Source organism: Streptomyces sp. NPDC093984 (genome assembly GCF_044764595.1).
Lineage (GTDB): Bacteria > Actinomycetota > Actinomycetes > Streptomycetales > Streptomycetaceae > Streptomyces > Streptomyces cynarae.
Genome location: NZ_JBIWIM010000004.1, coordinates 244,630 through 269,045, shown reverse-complemented (window position 1 = coordinate 269,045; position 24,416 = coordinate 244,630). Strand labels below are relative to the sequence as shown.

Genomic DNA, 24,416 nt, shown 5'->3' with positions numbered 1-24,416 from the left:
GTAGTCACGTGGAAGGCAACAGCTGAGCGCGGCTGACCCGCAGGAGGAGAACGGACACGTGGACGCCGAGCTGACCAACAGGAGCCGGGACGCGATCAACGCGGCCACCCAACGGGCCGTGTCGGAGGGCCACCCGGACCTCACCCCCGCCCACCTGCTCCTCGCGCTGCTCGAGGGGCAGGACAACGAGAACATCATCGACCTGCTCGTCGCCGTGGACGCCGACCAGGCCTCCGTGCGCTCCGGCGCCGAGCGCCTGCTCGCCGGGCTGCCCCGCGTGACCGGGTCGACCGTCGCGCCGCCCCAGCCCAACCGCGACATGCTCGCCGTGATCGCGGACGCGGACAAGCGCGCCAAGGACCTCGGCGACGAGTACCTGTCCACCGAGCACCTGCTCATCGGCATCGCCGCGAAGGGCGGCGCCGCCGGGGACGTCCTGTCCCGGCAGGGAGCGGACGCCAAGAAGCTGCTGGACGCGTTCCAGAAGACCAGGGGAGGACGCCGGGTGACGACCCCGGACCCGGAGGGCCAGTACAAGGCCCTCGAGAAGTTCGGCACCGACTTCACCGCCGCCGCGCGCGACGGCAAGCTGGACCCGGTCATCGGCCGGGACCAGGAGATCCGCCGTGTCGTGCAGGTGCTGTCCCGCCGTACGAAGAACAACCCCGTCCTCATCGGTGAGCCCGGCGTCGGCAAGACCGCCGTGGTCGAGGGACTCGCCCAGCGGATCGTGAAGGGCGACGTGCCCGAGTCGCTGCGCAACAAGCGCCTCGTCGCGCTCGACCTGGGCGCCATGGTCGCGGGCGCGAAGTACCGCGGTGAGTTCGAGGAGCGGCTGAAGGCCGTGCTCTCCGAGATCAAGGACAGCGACGGCCAGATCATCACCTTCATCGACGAGCTGCACACCGTCGTGGGTGCGGGCGCCGGCGGCGACTCCTCCATGGACGCCGGCAACATGCTCAAGCCGATGCTGGCCCGCGGCGAGCTGCGCATGATCGGCGCGACCACGCTCGACGAGTACCGTGAGCGCATCGAGAAGGACGCCGCGCTGGAGCGCCGCTTCCAGCAGGTGTTCGTGGGCGAGCCGAGCGTCGAGGACACCATCGCGATCCTGCGCGGCCTCAAGGGCCGCTACGAGGCCCACCACAAGGTGCAGATCGCGGACAGCGCCCTGGTGGCCGCCGCCGCGCTGTCCGACCGCTACATCACCTCCCGCTTCCTGCCCGACAAGGCGATCGACCTGGTCGACGAGGCGGCCTCCCGGCTGCGCATGGAGATCGACTCGTCCCCGGTCGAGATCGACGAGCTGCAGCGTGCCGTGGACCGGCTGCGCATGGAGGAGCTGGCCCTCGACAAGGAGACCGACGCGGCCTCCCGCGAGCGCCTGGAGAAGCTGCGCCGCGACCTGGCCGACAAGGAGGAGGAGCTGCGGGGCCTGACCGCCCGCTGGGAGAAGGAGAAGCAGTCCCTCAACCGCGTGGGTGAGCTGAAGGAGAGGCTCGACGACCTGCGCGGCCAGGCCGAGCGCGCCCAGCGCGACGGCGACTTCGACACCGCCTCCAAGCTGCTCTACGGCGAGATCCCGGCCGTGGAGAAGGAGCTGGAGGCCGCCTCCGAGGCGGAGGAGGAGGCGTCCAAGGGCACGATGGTGAAGGACGAGGTCGGCTCCGACGACATCGCGGACGTCGTGGCCTCCTGGACCGGCATCCCCGCCGGGCGCCTCCTGGAGGGCGAGACGCAGAAGCTGCTGCGCATGGAGGAGGAGATCGGCAAGCGGCTCATCGGCCAGAGTGAGGCCGTCCGGGCCGTCTCCGACGCCGTACGCCGCAGCCGCGCGGGCATCTCGGACCCCGACCGGCCGACCGGCTCGTTCCTCTTCCTGGGCCCGACGGGCGTCGGCAAGACGGAACTGGCCAAGGCGCTCGCGGACTTCCTCTTCGACGACGAGCGGGCCATGGTCCGCATCGACATGTCCGAGTACGGCGAGAAGCACAGCGTCGCCCGCCTGGTCGGCGCCCCGCCCGGGTACGTCGGCTACGAGGAGGGCGGCCAGCTGACGGAGGCGGTGCGCCGCCGCCCGTACAGCGTCATCCTGCTCGACGAGGTGGAGAAGGCGCACCCCGAGGTCTTCGACATCCTGCTCCAGGTCCTGGACGACGGACGGCTGACCGACGGTCAGGGACGCACGGTCGACTTCCGCAACACCATCCTGGTGCTGACCTCGAACCTGGGCAGCCAGTTCCTGGTCGACCCGCTCACCACCGAGGCGGAGAAGAAGGAGCAGGTCCTCGAGGTGGTCCGGTCCTCCTTCAAGCCGGAGTTCCTCAACCGGCTCGACGACCTGGTGGTCTTCTCGGCGCTGACCAAGCCCGAGCTGGAGCGGATCGCGCAGCTCCAGATCGAGCGCCTGGCCAAGCGGCTGCACGAGCGGCGCCTGAGCCTGGAGATCACCCCCGAGGCCCTGGCCTGGCTCGCCGAGGAGGGCCTGGACCCGGCCTACGGCGCCCGCCCGCTGCGCCGCCTGGTCCAGACGGCCATCGGCGACCGCCTCGCCAGGGAGATCCTGGCGGGCGAGGTCAAGGACGGCGACACGGTCCGGGTGGACCGGTTCGGCGAGGGCCTGCTGGTGGGGCCGGCGACGGGCAAGACCCTGTAAGGGTCCGCACGGCTCCCGGGTACTCGAAAGTACGCCCGCCCACGTGACCGGTTCGTGTCAGCCATCGGCTGACACGAACCGTCGGGGGTTGCCACCCCCCTCCCCGCATGAGGGAGGATGGCGGAATCCGTACGAAGGGAAGAACACGGTGAGCATCGACCCGTCCTCGATTCCGAATTTCGGGGGCCAGCCCGAGCCGCAGCCGCCGGCGGGCCCCGTGGTTCCGGATCAGGACCTCGTGAAGCAGCTCCTGGACCAGATGGAGCTCAAGCACCTCGTCGACGAAGAGGGTGACCTCGTCGCGCCGTGGGAGCAGTTCCGTACGTACTTCATGTTCCGCGGCGAGGGCGATCAGCAGGTCTTCTCGGTGCGGACGTTCTACGACCGGCCCCACAAGATCGACGAGAAGCCCCAGCTGCTGGAGTCCATCGACGACTGGAACCGGCGCACGCTGTGGCCCAAGGTCTACAGCCACACCCACGACGACGGCACCGTCCGCCTCATCGGCGAGGCGCAGATGCTGATCGGCACGGGCGTGAGCCTGGAGCACTTCGTCTCCTCGACCGTGAGCTGGGTGCGGGCCGCCATCGAGTTCGACCGGTGGCTCGTGGAGCAGCTCGGCCTCGCGGAAGAGGTCGACGAAGCGGAGAAGCCCGAGGACGACGGGGAGTAGCCCCGGCGAGTGCCCTGCGGGGCACTAGAGGGGAGATCGGGCCAGCACCACCAGATAGGCCCCATAGACGAACGAGAGCCCGGCCAGCGCACCCGCCACCACGGCGGCGTGCCACGGCCGGGCTCGCGCTGTTCGCACCAGCGCCCGCGCCACCACGATCAGCAGCGGGAACGCCGGCAGCAGAAAGCGCGGCTTGGACTCGAAGAACCCGGAGCCGCCGAGCGCGATCAGCAGCAGCACACCGCTGTGGACGACGAGCGGCAGCGGGGCCCGGTCCACGACCAGCAGGGCGAACAGCACGGTGCTCACGCCGACGATCACCAGCGCCATGGGGAACAGCAGCCGGGTGCCGTGCAGCAGCATGTGCTCGGTGAAGCTCAGGGCGCCCCGCCCAAAGTCGAAGCGCGACCCCCACAGCCGTTGCACGGTGAAGTAGCCGCCGAGCGGGTCGCCCCGACGGCGGCCCACCCACACGACGTAGCCGCTCCAGCCGAGCGGTGCGAGCGCCGCGCCCGTCCACAGCCTGTGGGAAACTCCGCGCCCGCGCCGGCGCCACACCTCCAGGCCGGCCGCCGCGAGGACCGCCGCGGCCACCGCGACGCCGTTGGGCCGGGCGAGGCCCGCGAGCGCCGCCAGGATGCCCGCCCAGACCCAGCGGCGGGTCAGGACGGCGTACAGCGACCAGGCGGCGAACGCGGTCATGACGGGTTCCGTGTAGGCCATCGACAGCACGACGGAGTGCGGCAGCAGACCCCACAGCAGGACCAGGACGACGGCCACCGCGGGGCCGTACAGCCGCAGCCCGATCCGGTGGATGCCGCATGCGGCGACCGCGGCCGCCGTCCACGACACCAGCAGGCCCGCCGCGCCGCCGCCGAGCGGGGAGATCGTGGTGACGGCGTGGACCGTGCCCGGGTACAGCGGGAAGAACGCCAGGTCGCTGTGGACGCCGGTGCGGGTGTGCTGGGTGAACCCGTACCCGTGGGCGGCGATCCGCAGATACCAGACGGAGTCCCAGGAGCGCCCTAGCAGGAGCAGCGGGTTCTTGCCCGCCGCCCGGGCGACGACGGCGAGCACGAGCACGCCGGACAGCCGGGCGGCGAGGAACAGCCCGAGGGCGGTAAGGGCCGTGGCGGCCGGCCGCCGCCCGCCGCCGGCCGGACGGACAGGGTCGCGGTGGCCCGGGCGCTCGACGGCCGGGGCCGGGACGGTAGTGGCGTGGGTCACATCGGAACCATGCGTCGATCATGTCCGTTTTGCGACCTTGCGCGTCCGCGCGCCGACGAATTCCCACGCCTGACACGCCGCCTGGTGGACGGGAGACGGGAGGAGACGGTGTCTCCGAGGCCCCTAGTTGACCTGCCCGGTCGGCCGGATCGTGACGGTGTTGACCTCGACGCCGGCCGGCTGGCCGAGCACCCACATGATGCCGTCGGCGATGTTCTCCGCGCTGAGCGCGGGGCCGGGCGGAGTGCCGCCGCGTGTGTCCCAGAACGGCGTGTCGACCTTGCCGGGGGCGATCAGGCTCACGCCGACACCCGACTCGGTGACGAGCAGGCGGGTGTTCTCGGCCAGGGCGTGCACAGCCCACTTGGTGACCGAGTAGAAGTTCCCGGGAGCGTACCTGAGACCGGCGACCGAGCCGACCAGCACGATCCGGCCACGGGACTTCCTCAGCTCCTCGAGCGACGCGCGGATCAGCAGCGTCGGCCCCAGGACGTTGGTGAGAAGCATCGAGCGCATCAGCTCCGGATCGCCGTCCGCCAGTGAGTCGTGGGTGGAGTAACCGGCGTTGGCGATGACGTTGTCGAGACGCCCGAAGCGCTGCACCGTGGCCCGCACCGCCTCCTCGACCGCGCTCGCGTCGGCGGCGTCACCGGGCAGGAGCAGCAGTTCCTCCGGGTCGCCGAGGGTCCGGGCGAACGCCCTGAGTCTGCCCGCGTCGCGCCCGGTCGCGGTGACCCGGTGACCGGCCTTGAGCAGCCGCCGTACGGTCTCGGCGCCGATGCCGGTCGACCCTCCGGTGATCAGGGTGACGGGCGTGGGGCTGGCACTCACTGTTCCTCCAGTGCTCGTTCGTGCAGGGCGTCCATCGGTTCGCCGCCCGGCTGCCAGGCAGCCAGGAAGTCCGGCTGGAGGACGGCGTCGACGAGTTCGATGTTCGCCCCGATGCTCTTGAGATGGTGGTACGCGTAGGGCCGGCCGAAGGGACATCCGGAGAACTCGGCCGGAAAACCCTGCTTCTCCAGCCGCCGCACACCGGCGCCGATGTCGTCGGTCCAGTACCCCAGGTGATGGAAGCGCGGTCCCGCCGAGGCGTCCCAGGGGCTGCCGGGACCGCCTTCGACCAGTTCGACGAACGGCGGCCCGGGACGGCTGAAGACGATGCGAAAGTCCCAGTCACCGATCCGTCCCGGGCGCGGTTCCGCCCATTTCACGCCGGCGGCGGCACGCAACTCGCGCATCGCCGCCGGCAGGTCGGGAACGGCGAAACCCACGTGGTACAACGCCATCCGTCAGCCCCTAGCGGCCCGAAAGCCCCGGGTAGCGGCCCGTGTTCACCCACTCGTCCATGGCCGGCCGGTCCGCCGTGTCCACGTACTCGATCCGTACACCCTGCAGGTCGGGGCCGGTGATCAGGGCGAACGGCGTCTCGCCGGGTCCCGGCCGGAAGTAGGCGTCGACGCTGATGTCCGCGGCTTCCAGCTTCTTCAGTCGCCCCTCCATGTCGCTCTCCCACACCCCGTAGTACAGGACCTTCCCGGCATGCTCGAGGGAGGTGATGCCGTCCCCGTCCGCCTGGATGAGTTCGTACTGCGGATACGCGGTACGCGAGAAGGCGGCCGTCATCCGGCCCGGACCGCCCTGCCCGCCCTGTTCCAGATACGGGATCTCGAAGGTGGCCGGCTCGGTGAACTCGATGCCGAACCACTGCGAGTACAGCTCGACGGCCTCGGCCAGGTCCGGTACGACGACGCCGACGTGGAAGCACGACTCGGGCAGCGGCGCCTTGTCCGCGGCGGGCCGGAACGTCTCCAGGAGCGGCGGTTCCAGCAGGCACTGAAGGAGTTGGGGGATGAACTCGGCCAGGTACGGAGTGTGCTTGTGCGCTTCGAGGGCGGCCTCGTCGGCGTACTCCTCGATGACCAGGCGTTCGCCCGGCCGGTCCTCGGAGATGACGTAGTCGAAGCGGAGGCAGCCGGGTTCATGGGCACGGATGTTGCGCGCGAGCCCTGCCATCAGGGCGTCGAGACGGGCCTCGGTGCCCGGCTTGACCAACTGCCGTGCGGTCGCGGTGATCGTCACGAGTTACTCCTGTCAGTGAGACGTCCGAGCGAGGAAGAGGGAGGGGGCAGAGAGGGACAGGGAGGGGACAGAGAGGGGACGGAGAGGGCACGTGGGGCGGGCACGTGGCGTGCACCGGTGCCCACGCCGAACGGCGGGCACCGGGCGCGTCCGTGAGGCGTCTGCTGCCCGGTCAGACCGTCGCGGGCGCGGGACGCACTGCGGCCACCAGCAGCAGGGCGAGCAGCCCGCCCGCGGCCAGGACGGTGCCGGAGGAGGACAGGGTGGCCAGCGGTGCCAGTGCGGCGACCCCCAGCGCGCTGCCCGCCTGCCGACCGGCGTTGAACGCTCCCTGGCCGGTGGCCGCGAGCTCCTTCGGAGCGGCGATGGCCATGTCCGCGGTGGCCGCCGGGATGGCGAGTGTGGAACCGAAGGAGAGTGCGACCTGGGCCGTGATGACCAGGGCGAGCGGCGTGTCGTTCGAGGCGAACGCGAGGACTCCGCCGGCCGCCGTGTCCAGGGCGAGCCCGACCAGAATCACCCGACGTGCCCCGATCCGGGCGACGAGGCGGCCGGTCAGCAACGGCATAAAGCACATCGGCAGCGTCATCGGCAGGAACGCCGTACCCGTCTCGAACGCCGACAGGCCCCGTTCCTCGACCATCCACTGGGTCAGCGCGTACAGCACCCCGTAGAAGATGAACGAGGCCATGGCACCGGCCACGATGTCCGCCCGCACCCGTGCCAGTCCGACCAGGGCCGGCGGCAGGATCGGTGCGGTGGCCCTGCGCTCGACGACGAACAGGGCGGCGAACGCTGCGGCCGCGAGTGCCAGGGCCAGCAGCGGCAGCGGACGCCCCCAGCCCCCGGTCCCGGCGTCGATCAGGCCGAACGTGAGGGAGGCCAGTGCCAGGACCGACAGCCCGATTCCGGCCCGGTCCACCTCGCGGACGGAGTCCGGGCGCCCCCCGGGCAGTCCGCGGGACGTGAGCAGCGTGACGGCCACGATGACCGGGTTCACCAGGAACACCAGCCGCCAGCCGCCCAGTTCCACGAGCGCGCCGCCGAGGACGGGGCCCGCGATGAGACCGGTGGAGGTGACCGCCGCCCAGGTGCCGATGGCCTTGGCCCGCTCCGCCGGATCCGGGTACAGCCCGGCGAGCAGTGCCAGTGATGCCGGGACCATTCCGGCGGCGGCAACGCCCAGCAGCGCCCGCCCGCCTATCAGGAACGCGGCGTCGGGCGAGGTCGCACAGAGCAGGGACAGGGCGCCGAAGGCCAGCACGGCGCCCCGGTAGACGCCGCGGGCGCCGAACCGGTCGGCCACCGCGCCGGAGGCGAGGAGCAGGCCGGCGAAGACGATCGTGTAGGCGTCGACGGCCCAGGGCAGGGCCGCCTGGCTCGCATGGAGATCGGAGCGGACGTCGGGCAGCGCGACGTTGAGGATGGAGGTGTCGAGAAGGACGAGGAAATTGCCCGCGGCGACCCCCGCGAACAGGCCCCGCCGCGACGGCGTTGCCTGGCGGGAGGGCGCGGTCACCCTGTCGCTGGCGAATGTCATGAGGAATTCCTGTTCGAAGGGGTCACGGGCGGCTGGTGGAGCGAAACGCGTCTTTCGCCGGTCAGGCCGCGTTGTTGAGGAAGCGCGGCCCGTAGAAGACCGGCCGGGCCAGGTCGGTGTAGCGCTCCAGGGACCGGATTTCCCTGGGATAGAGCTCATCCAGGCGTGCGACGACCGCCGGAGGAATTTCGTTGCGCATGATCGTGAAGCAGGAACGCACCCGCATCTGGTCCATCTGGGTGACCGCGGCCCCGAGCGAGGGCCACCAGGTCTCCACCGGACCGTTCCAGGTGGTGTCCAGCGCGAGCATCATCTGCGTGTAGGCGTCGTCGAACGATTCGAGTTCCTTGCGCACCTCGGGCCCGCGCGGATCGAGGGCCAGCACCGCCTCGTAGCCGTCCGCTGGAACGGCGAGGGTGTTGATGACCACCGGCCAGACGATCTCCTCGCCGGTGAAGAACTCACGTTCCCTCTCCCGGGAGAAGGGCACCGCGTCGAGGGGCTGGTAGCGCCGGCCGTAGCGCAGCTCGGCGAACCGGGCGTAGTGCGAGCCCTCCTTCTGGAAGGTCTCGGCGGCCGTCTCCACGGTGCCCTCGCCGCCGCCTTCGCCCTGCTCGGTGATGATGTCCAGCGCGTGCAGGAACGAGGCGACAGGGTCCGGGTCGTCCCTGTCGAACGTGAGGTAGCCGAGGTTTCCGCCGACCTGGTTGGCCGGCCCGCCCAGGCGTACGGCCCGCTCGACGGCCGCCGCGTTGCGCTTGATCGCGTCTCGGATGGCCTCGTAGAACGCGCCGATCGTGGGATAGGAGGCGCCGCGCTGCCGGGTGTTGAGCACGAAGAGCGGTGCTTCCAGCCGCATGAACGACTCCAGCGCGGCGCCCGACAGCTTCGCCAGCCGCGGCCTCAGGTCGGGGGCGACCCCGCCGGGCAGGCCGCCGCTGCCGGGATAGGTCGGTTTGAGGCCCTTGATCGCGGGGCTCCCGCCGAGTGCGGCGACCATGTTGGCGGCGATGGCCATGTGGACCATCTCCTCCATCAGGACACTGCGGATGGTGTTGTACGACGGGTAGTTCTGCACCTCGAGCGAGTACATCGCCGCGCAGTACAGCGGCATGGTGGAGTGCTCCAGCGCGATCGCCGTCTGCAGGGCGCCGCGGATCCAGCTGAGGTCTCTGAGGTCGACCGGTGTGGGCATGTGAGGCTCCCGGTTGCGTCGGCGCTCAGGCTTCGGCGGACTCGTCGAGCGGCGGGAAGAGCATCGGCTGGAAGAAGTTCTGGAAGGACTCCTCCAGTTCGGGGTGCTGGTAGAACTCCGGCCCCGTCTCCTCGAAGATCGCGTCCCCGATGCCGCCGATGGTGTCGAACATCATCGAGACGATGGTGCCGACCTCCCGGCCGAAGTAGTGCGCCACCATGGCGACCGCACCGCCGTTCACGCCGTAGGAGCCGGTGAACGTCCAGATGCGCGAGGCGGTGTTGGCGACCCACATCCGGCGGCCGAGGGGCACGTTGAAGCCCTCGCCGCGCAGTCCGCGGGCCACCGCGGCCACACAGGTCAACGGCTCGTCGTTGACGATTCCGGAGCGGGCGATGATGCCGACGCCCGAGCAGTTGGCGGCGATGACCTTGCCCGCCTCGTGGTGGCGGCGGATGAGCTTGTGCACACGGTCGTTGGTCAGCAGCGCCCCGGAGCCGACACCGCCGGGGATGTACAGGATGTCGAACAGGTCGTCGTCGTTCAGTACGGAGTCGGCGACGACGTTGGTGCCCATCTGCATCTTGACGACGCCGGGCTCCAGGGAGACCAGGCGCACGTCGAGCTCGCGGTCGGCGGCCTCCCGCTCCCACGGCGCGATCTGTCCGCTGGTCACCAGCGCGGCGCCCTTGAAGATCTCCAGCGGTGTGATGGTGTCCTGCTCGGAGCAGGACTCGTAGCCGAGAACCGCGATGGAGCCGATCTGGGCCGGCGCCCCGCCGGACGTCGTGGTACCGAGGGCGGTTGTGGACGTAGGTGTACTCACAGTGCTCCCCCATTCGTGTGTGTGCGGGGCCGGCCGGCTCTGAGACCTCAGACACCCCACCGGGCCTGGACCCGGTCCCGCCAGGAAACAGTGCCAACAGCACCGGGGCGGCTTCAAATAAGAAATCCGAGGAGGGCCATTACTTCAGTGAGGGCCCCCGGGATGGTTATCGGGGACTACCGCCCCGGCTATTTTGACCATTCGGGCCGTCCGGCTACTGTCCTTTCCCGGACCGGGGGTCCACACTCAAATGCTCGATTGGGGGATCGACATGTCTGAGCTGACGCAGAATTTGAGTCCGATCGATACGGCGGTGAGAATCGACCCGGGCCCACGGGATTTCGCCGCACTGAATGAAGTCGTCCGCAAAGGCTCCCGCATCGGAAACGAGAGCCTGGACGGGGACGGACATCTCAACGAGATCATCCCCAAGCCGTGGGGGCTCGAGTACCGCATCTACGTCGACGATTTCATCGACGTGTGGAATCTGAAGATCGACGAGGGCGAGTCCACGTCGATGCACGTACACCCCCGCAAGCTGACGTATCTCCTCTGCCTCGCGGGGCAGGGCGTGACCGACACGCTGACGGGCGAGATCCCGGTGGGCAGCGGATCGGTCCTGCGCATCGGGGGCGGCGCCTTCCACTCCTCCCGGAGCATCGGCCCCGGCCCGCTGTGGCTGGTCGAGGTCGAGGCACCGCGCAACAAGTTCGACCTGATCCGGTTGCGCGACACCTACGACCGGCAGGGCACTTCCTACGAGCAGCACCACACCGAGGCACCCGAGCTGCCGGCGAGGCCGGTGACGTATCTGCCGCAGGCGCGACTGCGGGACCGGTCCCCGGGCGCGGAGTTCGCGTTCTCCATCCGGGCCGGTGCGGACGTGTTCTACCGGCGCCAGGAGCGGGACCTGTTCCACATCCCGCTCGGCCTGACCGGAGTGGTCACCGGCGAGGTGGACATCCTCGCCCCCGCGCAGGGCGACGTGCGCCGTCCCGCGCTGGACCAGTACTACCTCTCGCTCGCGCTCGCCTGACCGCCCGGGCCGGCCCCGGCCCGGACGCCGGCACCCGCACCGAACGTCCCACTCGGCAACCACGCCCGAAGAAGGAGCACACTCATGCCCAGTGCCGTCATCATCACCGGCCCCGGATTCCAGGACCACGACGTGGTCTACACCTACTACCGGCTTCTCGAAGAGGGCTGGCACGTGGACGTGGCCACCCGCAACGGTGCCGATGTCGTCGGCAAGTACGGCGTCCCGCTGCCCATGGACAAGACCGCCAAGCCGCTGATCGCCTTCGAGCAGCTGGACGCCGCGGCCTACGACGCGGTCATCCTCACCGGCGGCCACGAGGCGCCCGACCGGGTGCGCCAGGACGCCCGTGTCCTCGACTTCGTCCGCGCCATGGACGCGGCCGAGAAGGTCGTCGCCGGCCTCTGCCACGGCCCGTGGATCATGGTCTCCGCCGGCGTGCTCAAAGGCCGTCGCGCCTGCGCCTACATAGGTCTGCGCGACGATGTGATCAACGCCGGCGCCGACGTCGTGGACTCCGACGTGATCGTCGACGGCCACATCATCACCTGCTCCTACTACGCCTATGTGGGCCGGTTCATGCAGCAGGTCTTCGAAACGGTCGCCAAGAAGCAGGTGGTGGCGGCCTGAGCGGCCGTCGCCACCCGCGCGGGGCGCGCCCCCATCCCCCGTACGGCGCGCGCCCTTCGCATCCTCGAGGCCTTGAGGAGACACCTTGCTGATACTCGACTTCGACGGCGTCATCGCCGACGCCTTCACCGAGTGCGCTGTCGTCACCCACTACGCCGACCACGACCCGGCCACGGTCGCGGCCAAGCCGGTCGCCGAGCTGGCGGCGGCCATGCCCGCCGGGTTCGTGTCCCGCTTCCGCACGGTCCGCACCTACGCCCGGCTGCTGGACGACTTCATGGTGGCCCGCGACCCCGCCGCCGACTCGATCCGGGGCCTTAAGGACTTCGAGGCCCTCGCGGCCCGCATCCCGGGGCCCAGGCTCGAGGCCCTGGTGCGGGGCGCGACCGCGGTACGGGCCGCGCTGCGGGAGCGCCGGCGTACGGAGTGGCTGGACCTCCACACCCTGTATCCGGGAATCGCCGGGCTGCTGCGCCGCCACAGCGGCAGAGGCACGTCGATCGTCACGGCGAAGGACGAGCAGAGCGTGTGGGAGATCCTGGCCCATCACGGTCTGGACGTCACCGTGGCCCAGGTCGTCGGCGAGTGCTCGGACAAGCGCACGGTCGTGCGGCGGATCGCCGCGGCCGACGGACTCCCGCCGGACGCCGTGACGTTCATCGACGACCACATCACCAACGCGCTCGCGGTGCGCGACACGGGTGCCACGAGCCTGTGGGCGTGGTGGGGCTACCACACGCCCGAGCACGTCGAGCGTGCCATCGCACGCAGGCAACGGCGGGTGTACCTGCCCGAACTGGCGGAGCTGACCGCCTGATTCGGCGCCTTCACCCACCGCACCCACTCCACGGACACATCCCACGACGGAGGATTGACATGCCGAAGGTTCTCTTCGCCCTCACCTCGCACGGCCGGCTCGGCGACACCGGCCGCAGCACCGGCTTCTACGTCCCCGAGGTCGCCCATCCCGCCGAGGTCTTCCGGGCGGCCGGCTGGGACATCGCGTTCGTGTCGGTCGCGGGCGGCCGGCCGCCGCGCGACGGGATCAAGCCGGACGACACCGTCACGGCCCGATTCCTGGCCGACAACGAGGCCGCGCTCGCCGCCACCCCCACCGCCGCGGAACTCGATGCCGCCGACTACGACGCCGTCTACTTCGCCGGTGGCCACGGCACGATGTGGGACTTCCCCGACGCGACCGCGCTGGCGCGGCTGGCCGCGGCCGTCCATGAGCGCGGTGGGGTCGTCGCCGCCGTCTGCCACGGTCCGGCCGCCCTGGTGAACCTCACCCTCACGGACGGCTCTCATCTGGTCGCCGGCAAGCAGGTCTCGTCCTTCACCAACGAGGAGGAGGCCGCCGTGGGACTGACCGACGTCGTGCCCTTCGCCCTGGAGACGGCTCTGATCGAACGGGGCGCGAAGTTCACCAAGGCCGCGAACTTCACCGAGCACGCGGTGGCCGACACCCGTCTCGTGACGGGCCAGAACCCGGCTTCGGCCGCCAAGGTCGCCGAACTGACAATTCTTCAGAGCGCCGACTGACCGGTTGAAAAGGAAACGGGTCGACTATCAGCGGGGCGGATTCCCACCGCCCCGCTGATACGATTTTGCAACTTTACAAGGGCTTGAAACCGACTTGAACACCCCCGCGATGCCGAACGGTATCGTTCGAAGCGATGCTCGGGGTGGCCGCATAGCGCGGAACACCCCGACCACCGCCGGTTGGGGGGCCGGTACGACTATGCAGCTGGGATGGCTACAGACCTTCATCACCGTCTGCCACACGGGCTCGTTCACCAAGGCGGCCCGGCAACTGGGCCTCACACAGCCGGCGGTCACTCAGCAGATCCGCAGCCTGGAGAGCGAACTGGGCAAGCCGCTGTTCCACCGCACGCCGCAAGGCGCGACACCCACCGCGGAGGGAAAGGCGCTGGCCTACGAGATCGAGGCATCCATGGCCGAGATCAACGCAGCCGTTTCACGCCACTTCGCCGACACCACGGAGAACCGTCCCATCCGCCTGGGCGGGCCGGCGGAGTTGGTGACCGCCAGGGTCATGGCGTCCATCAGCCAGCTCATCGCCGCCGGCCTCGACGTCCGCATCAGCCTCGGCGAGGCGTCGAACCTCCTGGAGGACCTTCGCAGCGGGCATCTGGACATCGTCGTGTCCACGATCCAGCCCCAGGGCCGCGGGGTGGACTTCACTCCTCTGACGGACGAGGAGTTCGCCCTGCTCGCCTCGCCCCGGATCGCCGCGGGGGTCCCGGCGGACGCCCTGGACTGCGAGAAGTTGAAGGTCCTGGCGAAACTCCCCATGATCGCGTACGCGGAGACGCTGCCGATCATCCGCCGCTACTGGCGCACGGTCTTCGACGCCCCGCCACCGAGTCCGCCGGCGGTGGTCGTCCCCGACCTGCGGGCCGTGATCGCGGCCGTCACGTCGTCGGCGGGCATCTCGGTCCTGCCGACCTATCTGTGCGCCGCGGAACTGGCCTCGGGGGCGCTGGTCCCCCTGATGGAACCGGAGATCCCGCCGATCAACACCCTCTACCTGGCCACGCGCTCCGGCACCCTCTGCGAACCCCGGCTCGCGCGACTCCACGAGCACCTGGTTCGCGACGCCCGGGGGTGGACGTGAGGGGGCCGGTGGGAGAGCAGGGGCAGATGAGCAGATGAAAGGAGGGGCTGCTCTCGACGGTGGTCAGCGCGCGAATGCCTTGCTCAGACGTTCCGTCGCGTCCGCCAGCACCTCGAGGCGTTTGCAGAACGCGAACCGGACGTAGGGCGCCCCCGCCTCCTTGTGGTCGTAGAAGACCGCGTTCGGGATGGCGACGACACCCGCCCGCTCGGGAAGGGCGCGGCAGAAGGCGAAGCCGTCGGTCTCGTCGAGGGGGCGGATGTCGGTGGTGACGAAGTACGTGCCCGCCGGGCGGAAGACCGTGAAGCCGGCGTCGGCGAGTCCCGCGCTGAGCAGGTCCCGCTTGGTGCGCAGATCGTCGCGGAAGGCCGTGAAGTAGGCGTCGGGCAGGCGCAGGGCCTCGGCGACGGCGTACTGGAACGGCCCGGACGCCACGTACGTCAGGAACTGCTTGGCCGACCGCACCGCCGCGACCAGCCCCGGCGCCGCCGTCACCCAGCCGACCTTCCACCCCGTGAACGAGAACGTCTTCCCGGCCGACCCGATGGTCACCGTCCGCTCGCGCATCCCGGGGAAGGTCGCCAGCGGTACGTGCTCCGCCTCGTCGAACACCAGGTGCTCGTACACCTCGTCGGTGACCACCAGCAGATCGCGCTCGACGGCCAGCTCGGCGATCGCCCGCAGCTCCTCGCGGGTGAGCACGGTCCCGGTCGGGTTGTGCGGGGTGTTGATCAGCAGCAGCCGGGTCCGGTCGGTGACGGCGTCGCGCAGCTCGTCCAGGTCCAGCCGGAAGCTGCCCTCCGACGGGCGCAGCGTGACCGGTACGCGCCGGCCGCCCGCCATCGCGATGCCGGCGGCGTAGGAGTCGTAGTACGGCTCCAGGGCGACCACCTCGTCGCCCGGTTCCAGCAGCGCCAGCAGCGCGGCGGCGATCGCCTCGGTCGCGCCGGCGGTGACCAGGACCTCCGTGTCGGGGTCGTACACGAGCCCGTAGCGCCGCTTCTGGTGGGCGGCGATCGCGGCACGCAGCTCGGGGACGCCGGGCCCCGGCGGGTACTGGTTGCCGCGCCCGTCGCGCAGCGCCCGTACGGCGGCCTCCCGCACCTCCTCGGGGCCGTCGGTGTCGGGGAAGCCCTGGCCGAGGTTGATGGACCCGGTGCTCACGGCGAGCGCCGACATCTCGGCGAAGATCGTCGTCCCGAACTCGGTGAGGCGGCGGTTGAGGAAGGGGCGGGCGCTGGAGGTCATGGCCGCCATCCTGCGCCCAAGCTCTGGAGTTCCTCAACTCTGCTTTGGCCGGTCGCCGCCGCGGGCATCCCCCGATCACTCAGCAGGACAGAGGCGCCCACGGGGGGTCGCTTCGGGGGATTCGAAAGGGGGACGGCGCCATGGTCACCGGCATCTTTCTGGCGATCGTCTGCGTCGTTGTGGTGGCGCTTCTCGTGTCGGCACAGCGTCGTTCGAAGAAGGGGGCGGTGCGGTCGGGAGGCCGCTCCGGGGCGCGGACACGGACGGGCCGGAGGCACGACGGCAGCTACGGGGGCAGCGGGGACACCGGGGCCAGCTGGTGGGTGGCCGGGGCCGACGGCGGCTCGTCGAGCGGCCACCACTCCGGCGGGCACCACTCGTGCGGCGGGGGCCACTCCAGCGGGGGCCATTCCTGCGGCGGCCAATCGTCGTGCGGGTCGTCGTGCGGGTCGTCGTGCGGCGGGGGCGGATGCGGCGGAGGCAACTGACACGGGGCAGTCGAGCTCCGGACGCATCCGGGCCGCGCGCACCGGGTGACCGCCGGGATCCCTCCCGGCGGTCACCCGGTCCATGCGCCCACACGTCAGCACGGGACCGACGATTCCCTCTCCCGAGGGGGCGCGAGGGCGCATGTTGACGGCGCTGTGTGTGGGACGTGCGCTCATTGCCGCGTCGTGGAGGGGCGCACGGCTCCCATCGCAACACTCCAGGCGCACGCGATAGTTGAACAATTGAGCTGGGGAGCCCTCGTGGGATGGAAACCCTACGAACTTGGGTAAAAACGCTTTGCCGGAACCACAGTTCATGATTCCCTCTCAACACACCAACGCAGCCCGCGGACGCCCTTCGGACACCTGTCCGGCAGGAGTCCCTCCCCACCGGGCCGACCGGAAGCATTACCCGACTGGCTGAGCCGGCCTTGTCCCCGGCGCCACGACCGGGGTGCTCCGGATCCCCACTTCTCACTTTGCGTGCTAGCGGAGCCGATCCATGCTCACGACCCTGAACACCTCCTACACCGACACGCGTGCGGCCGATCTGGCCTGGACCCTGGGCCGCGAGCCGCTGCCCGCGCTCGCCACCCTCGACCTCGAACTCTCCGGCGCGCAGCTGCAGTTGCGACTCCTCGGCGCGTCCCACCAGGTGCTCCTGGAGGAGGAGCGGGGCCTCTGCTCGGAGACGGTGGCGTGCATCGCGGGCTCCAGCACCCCGCTGCCACTGGGTGTCGCCAAGCGGGTCGGCGACTGGGAGTACGAGTTCGCGGCCCGCGTCGAGGTGCTGTCCCCCAACTCCTTCGCCGGCCGCGCCCAGGAGCTGCTGGCCCTGGTCTCCGACCACCCCAACGGCCTGGCCGGCGTCTTCCCCGGCAGCCCACACGCGTTCACCGCGATGCTGGCCCAGCGCCACGAGGGCCAGATCCACTGGCGCACCTGGCACGCCTACCCGCAGGACGGCCAGTTGGTGGCGACCCGGACCCGGGTCGGGGTGAGGCGGCGGGCGAAACGACGGGACGACGCCAGGGAGAAGCCGGTCCTGTCGGGCAGGTGAGGACGATCGGCGCCCATGCAGCCATGGCTGTGCACCGTCATCCCGGCCGGCATGCGCGCACGAGCCTGTTCGGGCCGAAGCGACGCTCCGGGGGCGGCGGCCCCCACTCGGCCGCACCACCCCCCGGTGCCGAACGACCCGGCGCCACACGTGTGGGTGACAAGGCTGAGCGCAAGTGTGACGTAGCGTTCCGGACGTGATCGAACCGCACGCGCCCGCACCACCCGGCGCTGCCGCCTCCTGGGGCGGCGGCCGGAACCAGGCGCGGCTGCCCGTGGCCCCGGGCACCGGGCGGTTCCTGGTCCTCGCCGGGGTGTTCGTCTGCGCGGCCTGTGGACTCGTGTACGAACTCGAACTCGTCGCGCTCGCCTCGTACTTGATCGGTGATTCGGTCACACAGGCCTCGGTCGTGCTGTCGGTGATGGTGTTCGCGATGGGCGTCGGCTCGCTCGCCGCCAAGCGGCTCCGCTGCCGCGCCGCGGCCGGGTTCGGTGCGGTGGAGGCGGCGCTCGCACTCGTCGGCGGCCTGAGCGCGATGGCCCTGTACGCGGCCTTCGCCTGGACCGGCGACTGGGGCGGCGTCTGGTCCGGCGGCCCGCGCTGCCTGCTGGTCGCGTTCTCCCTGGCGATCGGGCTGCTCACCGGCGCCGAGGTGCCGCTGCTGATGGAGCTGATCCAGCGCATCCGCCGCCAGGACGCTGGCGGCGCGGTCGCGGACCTGTTCGCGGCCGACTACGTGGGCGCGCTCGTCGGCGGTCTCGCCTTTCCCTTCCTGCTGCTGCCGCAGCTCGGCCAGCTGACGGGTGCGCTGGTCACCGGCGCGGTCAACGCGGTCGCGGGCGGCGCCCTGGTGCTCGGTCTGTTCCGGCGGGACCTGTCCCGGCGCGGACGCCGGCTGCTGCTGGTCGCCAACCTCCTCGTCCTCGGCGTGCTCGCCGCGGCGGCCGTGCTCGTCGACGACTTCGAACGGGCCGCGCGCCAAGCGGTGTACGGCGGTCACGTACGGGTCGCGCTGCGCACCGGCGGCCAGGAGGTGGTGCTGACCGGCGGCACCCCCGGCCGTCCCCTCGACCTGTTCCTCGACGGCCGGCTCCGTGTCGACGGCCGCGACGAACTCCTCTACCACCAGGCGCTGGTGCACCCCGCGATGAGCGGCGGCCCGCACGCGCGCGTGCTCGTCCTCGGCGGCGGCGACGGACTCGTGGCGCGCGAGGTGCTGCGGCACCCGGGGGTGCGTCGGGTCGACGTGATCGACCCGGACCCGGCGCTGTTCCGGCTCGCCCGCCAGGACGCGGCCCTGTCCGCGCTGAACGGCCACGCCTTCGCGGACCCGCGCGTCCACATCCATGCGGAGGACACGTTCCGCTGGCTGAGGCGGCCCCGGGGGGCGTACGACGTGGTGATCGCCGACCTGCCCGGCCCCGGCGGTACGGCGAGCACGAAGCTGTATTCGCAGGAGTTCTACGGCCTGACCCGGCGCGTGCTCGCGCCGGGCGGGCGGCTGGTGGTGCACGCGGGGCCGGTGACCGCCGGGCCGCGCGCGTTCTGGACGGTGGAGGCGACGGTACGGGCGGCCGGGCTCGGGACCACCCCGTACCGCGTCGACGGCCGCGCCCTGGACCGTACGGCCGGGGCGGCCGGGGCGCCGCGCGACTGGGGGTTCGTGCTCGCCGCCCGCACCCGGCCCCCGCTGACCCTGGACCCGCGCACGCCGTGCCTGCGCACGCTGACCCGGGCGGCCCTGCGGGCGGACGCGCGGGCGGCGGCGCGCACCCGGGTGCCGGGGCTGCTCCCGTCGACGCTGGTGCATCCGAGGTACCAGGAATGAGCCTGTCGGCCCCCACGGACATGCGAATCGCGTCTTGCACGGGTGAGGTTCGGGCGCTGCTGGGTAGGCTCGTCAGACATGGAGCATGAGGTGTTCGTTCCGGTCCCCGCCGAGCGGCTGAGCCAGGCGCTGGCCGACCCGGCCCGGGTGGCCCGGGCGATTCCCGGGCTCCAGCAGGACGCGGGCACGGAGCCGGTCGCCGGCCGGCTGAGGGTGCGTGCCGGCGGCCACACGATCACCTACCGCGGCACCCTGCGGATCGAGGGCCGGGACGACGGCTCGTACGCGGTGGAGGGTGAGGCCACCGAGGCCCGCGGCACGGGCACGGCGAAACTGTCCCTGTCCCTGCGTCTGACCCCGGCCGAGGACGGCACCACGGTCACGTTCACGGGAACGGCCACGGCCGACGGCCGGATCGCGGAGGTGCCGGCGCAGACGGTGGCGTCGGCGGCGACGCGGCTGCTGGGACGGTTCGCGGAGAAGCTGGGGGAGGTGGCGGAGGAAACTCCTCGGGGGGTGGCGGAGGAAGCCCCTCGGGAGGTGACCGAACCGCCGTCACAGGAGCCGGGTCCCGAGGAGGAACCCGCCTCCACCGGCGACACCGAGGTCCCCGCGTCGTCCCTCGAGCCCCTCGCCGAGGAGGACGAACCCGGCCTCGCGTCCGATGCCTTCGACGCGGAGGACGAACCCGGCCTCGCGCCCGACACCTTCGACGAGGAACCGCCCGCCGAGGCGGCGCACGCCCGTCGCACGATGATCGGGCGCAGCGCCGAGGAGGTCGACCACGCGCCCCCGCGCGGCCGGTACGCGCCCGTCCCGCCCCCGGAAGCCGCGGCAGCCACCGCCACCCTCCGCTGGGCGGCCCCGGCGGCGGCCCTGCTCGTGGCATCGGCGATCGTGGCGGGCCGGCTGCTGCGGCGGCGGCGCTGACGTACGCCGTACCGGCGTCACCATCCGCCCCGTTGATCCGCCCAGTAGGGTCGGGTTCGTGAGCAACGACGAGATCACGTTGGCCGCGGGAGACGCGGAAGTCGTGCTGGCGCCGGGGAACGGCGGGCGCGTGAGGAGTCTGCGTATCGGCGGGACCGAACTGCTGCGGCAGGGGAAACGGTTCGGCTGCTTCCCCATGGCCCCCTGGTGCGGTCGTGTCCGGGACGGCAGGTTCCGCAACGGCGGCACCGTCCAGCAGATGCCCCTCAACGCCCCGCCGCACGCCATCCACGGCACGGTCCGCGACGGCGTCTGGCGCGTCGCCCGCGCCGAGCCCACCGAGGCCGTCCTCACCTACGACCTGGTCGCCCCCTGGCCCTACGCCGGCCGCGTCACGCAGCTGGCCGCGCTCACCGAGGACGCCCTCACACTGACCATGTCCGTGGAGACGTACGACGACTCCTTCCCGGCCCAGATCGGCTGGCACCCCTGGTTCCACCGCAGCCTCGGCGGCGAGGACGTCCGCATCGACTTCGACCCCGCCTGGCAGGAGGAGCGCGGCGACGACCACCTGCCCACCGGCAACCGCGTCGACCCCGAGCCCGGTCCCTGGGACGACTGCTTCGGCATGCCCGGCGGCGTGGACGTCACCCTCACCTGGCCCGGGCAGCTGGAGCTGAGGGTCACCAGCCGCGAGGAGTGGGTCGTGGTCTACGACGAGCAGCCCGAGGCGGTGTGCGTGGAACCGCAGACCGGCCCCCCGGACGGCCTCAACACCCTTCCGCGCCTGGTCACCCCCATCGAGCCGCTGGAGGCCACGACCACGTGGACCTGGCGACGGCTCTGAGAGCCCTGAACAGCGGGGCTCTAAGCTGGCTGCCATGAGTGACGTTCGCGGCGAGCTGCTGCAGCAGATCAAGGACAAGGCCGTGGTGCACGGCAAGGTGACCCTGTCGTCGGGCCTGGAGGCCGACTACTACGTCGACCTGCGTCGCATCACTCTCGACGGCGAGGCCGCGCCGCTGGTCGGCCAGGTGCTGCTGGACCTGACCGCCGAGCTGGAGTTCGACGCGGTCGGCGGCCTCACCATGGGGGCGGACCCCGTCGCGGCGGCCATGCTGCACGCGGCCGCCGCGCGCGGCAGGAAGCTGGACGCCTTCGTCGTCCGCAAGGCCGCGAAGGCGCACGGCCTGCAGCGGCGGGTGGAGGGTCCGGAGATCAAGGGCCGCCGGGTCCTGGTCGTCGAGGACACCTCCACCACCGGCGGCTCCCCGCTCACCGCGGTGGAGGCGGTGCGCGAGGCCGGAGCCGAGGTGGTCGCCGTCGCGACGATCGTCGACCGGGCCACCGGCGCGGCCGAGAAGATCCAGGAGGGTGCCGGGGTGCCCTACCTCTACGCGTACGCGAAGGACGAGTTGGGCCTGGACTGAGTGACCCGTTTATCCACAGGCTGGACAGGGTGTCCGAAGCATCCGGTCACGTCTGGAAAGATGGGGCCGACGATGACGTCACTCCCTAGGTCAGGGCCGTAGCACGCAGAACGCAACCCGCACAACAAGGAGCGGACAGATGCCCATCGCAACCCCCGAGGTCTACAACGAGATGCTCGACCGGGCGAAGGCAGGCAAGTTCGCCTACCCGGCCATCAACGTGACCTCCTCCCAGACCCTGCACGCGGCCCTGCGCGGCTTCGCGGAGGCGGAGAGCGACGGCATCGTCCAGATCTCGACGGGTGGCGCCGAGTTCCTGGGCGGCCAGTACAGCAAGGACATGGTCACCGGTGCGGTGGCCCTGGCCGAGTTCGCCCACATCGTCGCCGAGAAGTACCCGGTCAACATCGCGCTGCACACGGACCACTGCCCGAAGGACAAGCTCGACGGGTACGTACGTCCGCTGCTCGCGATCTCCGAGGAGCGCGTGAAGGCCGGCCAGAACCCGCTGTTCCAGTCGCACATGTGGGACGGCTCCGCCGAGACCCTGGCCGACAACCTGTCGATCGCCCAGGAGCTGCTCGTCCGCACCGCCGCCGCCAAGATCATCCTCGAGGTGGAGATCACCCCGACGGGCGGCGAGGAGGACGGCGTCACCCACGAGATCAACGACAAGCTGTACACGACGGTCGACGACGCGATCCGCACCGCCGAGGCCCTCGGCCTGGGCGAGAAGGGCCGCTACCTGCTGGCCGCGTCCTTCGGCAACGTGCACGGCGTGTACAAGCCGGGCAACGTCGTGCTCCGCCCCGAGCTGCTGAAGGAGCTGAACGAGGGCGTGGCCGAGCGGTTCGGCAAGGAGTCGCCGTTCGACTTCGTCTTCCACGGCGGTTCCGGCTCCACGGAGCAGGAGATCGTGACGGCGCTGGAGAACGGCGTGGTCAAGATGAACATCGACACGGACACGCAGTACGCCTTCACGCGCCCGGTCGCCGACCACATGTTCAAGAACTACGACGGCGTCCTGAAGGTCGACGGCGAGGTCGGCTCCAAGAAGACCTACGACCCGCGCACCTGGGGCAAGCTGGCGGAGACGTCTATGTCGAAGCGAGTGCTGGAGGCCTGCCAGAACCTCCGCTCGACGGGCACGAAGATCAAGTAGTACGGCAACCGGGGGTGCCGTGGTAGCTGCCGGGCCGCCGCTGCGGGCAGTCGCGCCGCAGGGCGGCACGGGTGGGCGCAGCGGCACCCTCTGCTCGAAGAGCTCGGGGGAGGCACCCCGCCGGCGCCGGGTCGCGCGACCCACCCCCGGGCGCCCCGCCTCGGGCGCCGCAAACCTGGCTCAAGCGCACCCGACGCGGGATGATCCCAGCATGGCGGTCACCACGCAGCCGACCCCCGCTGTCAGGCTCGGCACCCCGCAGGGGAAATGGATCCTGCTGACAACGGTGCTCGGCTCCAGCATGGCCCTGCTGGACTCCACCGTCGTCAACGTCGCCCTGCCCCGGATCGGCCACGCCCTCGACGCGAGCCTCGCCGCCCTCCAGTGGACCGTCAACGCGTACATGCTCACGCTCGCCGGTCTCATCCTCCTCGGCGGCGCCCTCGGTGACCGCTACGGCCGCCGAAGGATCTTCGTCATCGGCGTCCTGTGGTTCGCCGCGGCCTCCCTCCTGTGCGGCATCGCCCCCACCGCCGAGATCCTCATCGTCGCCCGCGCTCTCCAGGGGGTCGGCGGCGCCCTGCTGACCCCCGGGTCGCTCGCCCTCATCCAGGCCACCTTCCACCCCGACGACCGCGGCAGGGCGGTCGGCCTGTGGTCCGGCTTCGGCGGCATCGGCGCCGCCGTCGGCCCGTTCCTCGGCGGTTGGCTGGTGGCCGGCCCGGGCTGGCGCTGGGTCTTCCTCCTGAACGTCCCCCTGGCCCTCCTCTGCGCCCCCATCGCCGTACGCCACGTCCCCGAGTCCTCCGCCGGCGGCACCCACAGCCGCCGCTTCGACGCCCTCGGCGCCACCCTCGGCGCCCTCTCCCTCGCCCTGGTGACGTACGCCCTCATCGAGGCCCACGGCGGCTCGCTCCCGGTGGCCCTCACCGCGGTCGCGGGCCTCGCCGCCGGCGTCGCCTTCATCCACGTCGAACGGCACCGCCCCGACCCGATGATGCCGCTCGACATCTTCGGCTCCCGCCAGTTCACCGTGGTCAACCTGGTGACCCTCTGCGTCTACGCGGCCTTCGGCGGCTTCTTCTTCCTCACCGCGCTCCAGCTCCAGGTCGTCTCCGGCTACTCGCCGCTGCGGGCCGGGGTCGCCCTGCTGCCCACCACCGTCCTGATGCTCCTGTTCTCCTCCCGTTCCGGCGCCCTCGCCGAACGCATCGGCCCCCGCATCCCGCTCACCGTCGGCCCCCTGCTCTGCGCGGCCGGCATGCTGCTGATGCTGCGCGTCGGCAAGGGCGCCGCGTACGCCGCCGACGTCCTGCCCGCCGTGCTGGTCATGGGCGCGGGCATGGTCACCCTGGTCGCCCCGCTGACCGCCACCGTGCTCGGCTCGGTGGACACCGACCGGGCCGGCCTGGCCAGCGGCATCAACAACGCGGCGGCCCGCGCGGCCGGTCTGATCGCCGTGGCCGCGCTGCCCCTGCTCACCGGGATGGGCCCGGAGGCGTACCGCGTGCCGGACGCGTTCGAGGCCGCCTTCCGTCGGGCGATGCCGCTGTGCGCGGGCGTCCTGGTGGCGGGCGCGGCGCTCGCCTTCGCGACCGTGCGCCGCCCGGCCCCGGAGTGCCGCCACCCCGAGTGCCGAACGCACTGCTCCGTGACCGCCCCACCGCTCGAGCCGCCGCGCGGTTCGGCGGGTTCCGGGACCGGTCCGGCCTCCTGAGCAGGGACCGAGGGCGCGCGGCCTGCGGGCACGGTCCATGGCGCACACTGATC

At 71.3% G+C, this 24,416-nt stretch carries 22 protein-coding genes; 14 read left to right on the top strand and 8 right to left on the bottom strand.

Going from position 1 to position 24,416, the window contains the following annotated elements; all coding sequences use genetic code 11:
• The first annotated feature begins 58 nt into the window (after positions 1–58).
• Both clpB and ACIRC0_RS17240 read left to right on the top strand, forming a co-directional pair.
• Complete coding sequence (clpB, locus tag ACIRC0_RS17245) at positions 59–2,656, top strand: ATP-dependent chaperone ClpB (RefSeq protein ID WP_403616984.1); 2,598 nt, start codon at positions 59–61, stop codon at positions 2,654–2,656.
• Positions 2,657–2,804: 148 nt separating this feature from the next.
• On the top strand, positions 2,805–3,329 hold the full coding sequence (locus ACIRC0_RS17240; RefSeq protein ID WP_200422242.1) for a YbjN domain-containing protein: 525 nt from the start codon (positions 2,805–2,807) through the stop codon (positions 3,327–3,329).
• A 24-nt stretch (positions 3,330–3,353) separates the two neighbouring features.
• Here ACIRC0_RS17240 and ACIRC0_RS17235 read toward each other — a convergent pair whose 3' ends face one another.
• From ACIRC0_RS17235 to ACIRC0_RS17205, 7 genes are all read right to left on the bottom strand, one after another.
• The gene (locus ACIRC0_RS17235; RefSeq protein WP_403616983.1) at positions 3,354–4,556 is read right to left on the bottom strand and encodes a mannosyltransferase family protein; all 1,203 of its coding nucleotides are present in this window, start codon (positions 4,554–4,556) and stop codon (positions 3,354–3,356) included.
• Between the two features lie 123 nt (positions 4,557–4,679).
• On the bottom strand, positions 4,680–5,387 hold the full coding sequence (locus ACIRC0_RS17230) for an SDR family oxidoreductase (protein WP_403616982.1): 708 nt from the start codon (positions 5,385–5,387) through the stop codon (positions 4,680–4,682).
• Positions 5,384–5,842 carry a VOC family protein gene (locus ACIRC0_RS17225; RefSeq protein ID WP_403616981.1) on the bottom strand — a complete coding sequence of 153 codons (459 nt, stop codon included), beginning with the start codon at positions 5,840–5,842 and terminating at the stop codon, positions 5,384–5,386. The genes ACIRC0_RS17230 and ACIRC0_RS17225 overlap by 4 nt, the downstream gene beginning before the upstream one ends.
• Positions 5,843–5,852: 10 nt before the next feature.
• Positions 5,853–6,635 carry an antibiotic biosynthesis monooxygenase gene (locus ACIRC0_RS17220; RefSeq protein ID WP_403616980.1) on the bottom strand — a complete coding sequence of 261 codons (783 nt, stop codon included), beginning with the start codon at positions 6,633–6,635 and terminating at the stop codon, positions 5,853–5,855.
• Between the two features lie 172 nt (positions 6,636–6,807).
• On the bottom strand, positions 6,808–8,175 hold the full coding sequence (locus ACIRC0_RS17215; protein WP_403616979.1) for an MFS transporter: 1,368 nt from the start codon (positions 8,173–8,175) through the stop codon (positions 6,808–6,810).
• 61 nt (positions 8,176–8,236) lie between these two features.
• Positions 8,237–9,370 carry a ferritin-like domain-containing protein gene (locus ACIRC0_RS17210; RefSeq protein ID WP_403616978.1) on the bottom strand — a complete coding sequence of 378 codons (1,134 nt, stop codon included), beginning with the start codon at positions 9,368–9,370 and terminating at the stop codon, positions 8,237–8,239.
• A 25-nt stretch (positions 9,371–9,395) separates the two neighbouring features.
• Positions 9,396–10,196, bottom strand: coding sequence for a DJ-1/PfpI family protein (locus ACIRC0_RS17205; RefSeq protein ID WP_403616977.1), 801 nt, complete (start codon positions 10,194–10,196; stop codon positions 9,396–9,398).
• A gap of 313 nt (positions 10,197–10,509) precedes the next feature.
• Between ACIRC0_RS17205 and ACIRC0_RS17200 the strand changes: the two genes are divergently transcribed.
• The 5 genes from ACIRC0_RS17200 (at position 10,510) to ACIRC0_RS17180 (ending at position 14,500) form a co-directional block, all read left to right on the top strand.
• Complete coding sequence (locus ACIRC0_RS17200) at positions 10,510–11,232, top strand: cupin domain-containing protein (protein ID WP_403616976.1); 723 nt, start codon at positions 10,510–10,512, stop codon at positions 11,230–11,232.
• Between the two features lie 84 nt (positions 11,233–11,316).
• The gene (locus tag ACIRC0_RS17195) at positions 11,317–11,862 is read left to right on the top strand and encodes a DJ-1/PfpI family protein (RefSeq protein WP_103837868.1); all 546 of its coding nucleotides are present in this window, start codon (positions 11,317–11,319) and stop codon (positions 11,860–11,862) included.
• Positions 11,863–11,947: 85 nt separating this feature from the next.
• Positions 11,948–12,679 (top strand): HAD family hydrolase, encoded by a 732-nt coding sequence (locus ACIRC0_RS17190; RefSeq protein WP_403616975.1) that lies wholly within the window; start codon positions 11,948–11,950, stop codon positions 12,677–12,679.
• Positions 12,680–12,738: 59 nt separating this feature from the next.
• Positions 12,739–13,404, top strand: coding sequence for a type 1 glutamine amidotransferase domain-containing protein (locus ACIRC0_RS17185; RefSeq protein WP_403616974.1), 666 nt, complete (start codon positions 12,739–12,741; stop codon positions 13,402–13,404).
• Positions 13,405–13,603: 199 nt separating this feature from the next.
• Positions 13,604–14,500 carry a LysR family transcriptional regulator gene (locus ACIRC0_RS17180; protein WP_403616973.1) on the top strand — a complete coding sequence of 299 codons (897 nt, stop codon included), beginning with the start codon at positions 13,604–13,606 and terminating at the stop codon, positions 14,498–14,500.
• Between the two features lie 63 nt (positions 14,501–14,563).
• On the opposite strand, the gene ACIRC0_RS17175 is transcribed toward ACIRC0_RS17180, so the two are convergent.
• Positions 14,564–15,757, bottom strand: a complete 1,194-nt coding sequence (locus ACIRC0_RS17175; RefSeq protein WP_403616972.1) for a pyridoxal phosphate-dependent aminotransferase — start codon at positions 15,755–15,757, stop codon at positions 14,564–14,566.
• 981 nt (positions 15,758–16,738) lie between these two features.
• Here ACIRC0_RS17175 and ACIRC0_RS17170 point away from each other — a divergent pair.
• The 7 genes from ACIRC0_RS17170 (at position 16,739) to ACIRC0_RS17140 (ending at position 24,363) form a co-directional block, all read left to right on the top strand.
• A complete protein-coding gene (locus ACIRC0_RS17170; RefSeq protein WP_403616971.1) occupies positions 16,739–17,296 on the top strand; it encodes a DUF2617 family protein in 558 nt (185 codons plus the stop codon).
• A gap of 196 nt (positions 17,297–17,492) precedes the next feature.
• The gene (locus ACIRC0_RS17165; protein WP_403616970.1) at positions 17,493–19,124 is read left to right on the top strand and encodes a polyamine aminopropyltransferase; all 1,632 of its coding nucleotides are present in this window, start codon (positions 17,493–17,495) and stop codon (positions 19,122–19,124) included.
• Between the two features lie 78 nt (positions 19,125–19,202).
• The gene (locus ACIRC0_RS17160; RefSeq protein WP_403616969.1) at positions 19,203–20,054 is read left to right on the top strand and encodes an SRPBCC family protein; all 852 of its coding nucleotides are present in this window, start codon (positions 19,203–19,205) and stop codon (positions 20,052–20,054) included.
• 58 nt (positions 20,055–20,112) lie between these two features.
• Entirely contained in the window at positions 20,113–20,901 is a 789-nt protein-coding gene (locus ACIRC0_RS17155) for an aldose 1-epimerase (protein WP_403616968.1), read from the top strand.
• 34 nt (positions 20,902–20,935) lie between these two features.
• Entirely contained in the window at positions 20,936–21,484 is a 549-nt protein-coding gene (gene pyrE / locus ACIRC0_RS17150; RefSeq protein WP_403616967.1) for an orotate phosphoribosyltransferase, read from the top strand.
• A gap of 139 nt (positions 21,485–21,623) precedes the next feature.
• Complete coding sequence (fbaA, locus tag ACIRC0_RS17145; protein ID WP_403616966.1) at positions 21,624–22,646, top strand: class II fructose-bisphosphate aldolase; 1,023 nt, start codon at positions 21,624–21,626, stop codon at positions 22,644–22,646.
• A gap of 211 nt (positions 22,647–22,857) precedes the next feature.
• The gene (locus ACIRC0_RS17140; RefSeq protein ID WP_403616965.1) at positions 22,858–24,363 is read left to right on the top strand and encodes an MFS transporter; all 1,506 of its coding nucleotides are present in this window, start codon (positions 22,858–22,860) and stop codon (positions 24,361–24,363) included.
• The last annotated feature ends 53 nt before the right edge of the window (positions 24,364–24,416 follow it).